The organism is Mangrovibacterium sp. (assembly GCF_059905295.1).
On record NZ_JBZQJF010000176.1, the window covers coordinates 1 to 3,325 of the forward strand.

Annotated in this window: 4 protein-coding genes; 2 read left to right on the plus strand and 2 right to left on the minus strand. The window is 45.9% G+C overall.

Features of this window, described 5'->3' with window-relative positions:
* Positions 1-333 precede the first annotated feature (333 nt).
* Complete coding sequence (rnhB, locus tag AC37HE_RS09435) at positions 334-951, plus strand: ribonuclease HII (protein ID WP_500782580.1); 618 nt, start codon at positions 334-336, stop codon at positions 949-951.
* A 2-nt stretch (positions 952-953) separates the two neighbouring features.
* Here the strand turns inward: rnhB and AC37HE_RS09440 are convergent, their stop codons facing one another.
* Positions 954-1,697, minus strand: coding sequence for a dioxygenase family protein (locus AC37HE_RS09440; RefSeq protein ID WP_500782581.1), 744 nt, complete (start codon positions 1,695-1,697; stop codon positions 954-956).
* Between the two features lie 133 nt (positions 1,698-1,830).
* Between AC37HE_RS09440 and kbl the strand changes: the two genes are divergently transcribed.
* On the plus strand, positions 1,831-3,018 hold the full coding sequence (kbl, locus tag AC37HE_RS09445; protein WP_500782582.1) for a glycine C-acetyltransferase: 1,188 nt from the start codon (positions 1,831-1,833) through the stop codon (positions 3,016-3,018).
* Between the two features lie 76 nt (positions 3,019-3,094).
* Here kbl and AC37HE_RS09450 read toward each other — a convergent pair.
* Positions 3,095-3,325: TolC family protein (locus tag AC37HE_RS09450; RefSeq protein WP_500782583.1), on the minus strand; the 231-nt coding region annotated here is incomplete at its 5' end.

The window sequence follows — 3,325 nt, forward strand, 5'->3', positions numbered from 1 at the left end:
ATATCCGAGGGTCGGGTAGCACTACTCAGCACTTGAGTGCTCATATCCGAAGGTCGTGTAGCACTAGTCTGCACTTGAGTGCTCATATCCGAAGGTCGGGTAGCACTAGTCTGCACATGAGTATCGTTCATCAAAGCTAATCTTCCGAAAAAAAGGAGCCGATGACTCTCAGGTTTCCAAATTTTCGTCCTTTGGAAACGCTCATTCTCCACTCTTACTGACTATTTCGAAACAATTATAGTGTCTTTGCACACTCGCGTTCATTCATTTTCAGAAAAAGCGGGCTCGTACCGGTTTGCTCAATTCCCTTATCTTTGTCCAAAATCAATACGGATGAAAACGACAAAACCATCCCTTCAACTCTACTTACAGGAAGGACGCCTGGAAGCCGGCTGCGACGAAGCCGGACGTGGTTGCCTGGCCGGACCGGTTGTGGCTGCGGCTGTTATCTTACCTGCCGATTTTGAAAACGAGCTGCTGAACGACTCCAAAAAGCTAAGCGAAAAACAACGCTACCTGCTTCGACCAATCATTGAAGAGCAAGCACTGGCTTTTGCAGTAGGCATGGTCAGCCATACCGAAATTGATGAAATCAATATTCTGAATGCCTCTTTTCTGGCCATGCATCGTGCGGTAGAGCAACTGCAACAACAGCCCGAGCACCTGCTGATTGATGGCAACCGTTTTAAGGCTTATCCTGAAATCGGGCATACCTGCATTGTTAAAGGCGACGGTAAACTGCTCCCCATTGCAGCCGCCTCAATCCTGGCAAAAACTTACCGCGACGACCTGATGAACGAACTGCATGAACAGTTTCCCAACTATGCCTGGGACAAAAACAAAGGCTATCCAACCAAGGCCCACCGTCAAGCCATTGAACAATACGGTGTGTCGCCGCATCACCGAATGAGTTTTCGCCTGTTGGAAGACCAGTTAAAACTGAATCTTTGAATTTAAACTACAATTGTTTTCAACAAAGTATAGCCATCAGTGGTATTCCCGGAGATTGAGTCGGCTAAATTACCATTCAGGCTATCTGAAAATACATTGTCTTTACTGTTCAGGGTATCAGCTGAGCCATGATAACCAGAAGTTGAGTACACGGTATCGCAAATATCCTTCGGAAAAGCAATCTGAGTAACTTTCATTGAATCTTCAGAAGAGCTCAATACTTCAACATGAATATGGGGTGCCCGACTTTGATACCATCCCGGATAAATACTGATAAACGAGACCTGCCCGTTGCCATCCGTTGTTTGCCTTCCCCGCAAGAAATGTTTGGAGGTATTATCAATTTGCGTCGAATTATAACCACTTCCTTTGTACTCGGAATAATAGCCATCCTTATCGCAGTGCCAAATATCGACCAAAACACCTGACAGTGGAGCACAGTCGGCACTCTGATCCAAGACTGTTAGTGTGAGTAACAAAGCGACTCCCTCCCGGTCCGAAACAACATTTGCACGCACCAAATCAGCCGGCGTTTTAATTGGATATGGTCCCTCGGTTTCTGTTGGTGACAATTCGCAGGCATCGCCGCTGCTGGTCTCATTCGTATAACTTGCATCCGTTGTTGCTGTTGCCGTTTCAGAAACAACATCATCCTGACTTCCCGAGCATGCAACCATGGTCTTCGAAAGTGCGACAATTGACCCCAACCCAACCAGACCTTGTTTTAAAAATTGTTTTCGTTCCATTTTAAATAAGTTTTAAGATCTCTTTGTCTTTAATCCAGCATTTTCTGCATCAACCCTACCCGAAATGTTTTTTATCACCTTTTAATTCCCGAATCAGCCTTAAATTTGGAAGAAACAAAAATTAAATAAAGGCATGTACGGAAAGATAAAACAAGACCTTCAGCAAACACTCGAGGAGCTTAAAGAACAAGGGCTGTACAAAACAGAGCGGATTATCACATCGTCGCAAAGTTCTGGTATTAAAGTTGGTGACGAAACGGAAGTATTAAACTTCTGCGCCAATAATTACCTGGGGTTGGCCAACCATCCTAAAGTTGTTAAAGCCGCACAAAACATCATGAACGACTGGGGATTTGGTTTATCATCCGTTCGGTTTATCTGCGGAACACAAGCCATTCACAAGGAACTTGAACGCAAAACTTCGGAGTTCCTGGGAACCGAAGATACCATCTTATACTGCGCAGCCTTCGATGCCAATGGTGGAGTGTTCGAACCTTTACTGGGTGAAGACTCAGCCATCATTTCCGACGAATTAAATCACGCCTCTATTATCGACGGGGTGCGGCTTTGTAAAGCGCAGCGATTCCGTTACAAACACTCGAACATGGCCGAGTTGGAACAATGCCTGAAAGATGCCCAATCGGCCAAGTACCGCTTGGTAGTTACCGACGGCGTTTTCTCGATGGACGGCGATCTTTGCAAGCTGCCCGAAATTGTTGCACTCTGCGAGCAATACGATGCCTTGGTTATGGTTGACGATTCCCATGCCTCGGGTTATATTGGTGCTACAGGTCGGGGTACTGCCGAACATTTTGGCTTATTGGGCAAAATTGATATCATTACAACAACCTTCGGCAAGGCTTTAGGCGGAGGAAACGGCGGATGTACGTCGGGCCGCAAAGAAATTATCGAGATGCTGCGGCAGCGTTCCCGTCCGTATTTATTCTCGAACACCCTGGCCCCGGCAACTGTTGGAGCAACCTTAAAGGTTCTGGAGATGCTCAGTTCTTCGTCCGAGCTGCAACATAAAACCATGGAGAATGCCAATTACTTCCGCAGCAAAATGGAAGCTGCCGGTTTCGACCTGGTAAAAGGCGAAACAGCTATCGTACCGGTTATGCTGTACGACGCACCTTTGGCGGTCAAATTTGCCGATATGCTTTTAAGCAAAGGTATTTATGTAATTGGCTTTGTTTACCCGGTTGTGCCGAAGGGGAAAGCCCGTATACGCGTTCAGCTTTCAGCAGCACATACTTCATCACAAATAGACAAAGCTGTGGAAGCGTTCATCCAGGTAGGGAAAGAACTAAAGGTTATTTAAACGGATACACCACCAAAAGAGAAAGCTCCGTCCTGCAATCAGAACGGAGCTTTCTTTTTATTGAAACGGATTCAGCTTAGAGCGTTATGGGCACTCCGTTGTAGAAATCCAGGATCTTGGTTCGGAATATATAATCGTACTTCGCCTGAGCCAGGTCACTTTGTGCTTTGGTCAGGTTGTTTTTAGCCTGGTTGTATTCAACCGAGTTCACCATTCCAACATTAAATTTTTCTTCGGTATAGCGGAACGCTTCTTCCATGGATTCTACAGCCTTATTGCTGGCCATGTATTTTTTCAGGGCAGCAAC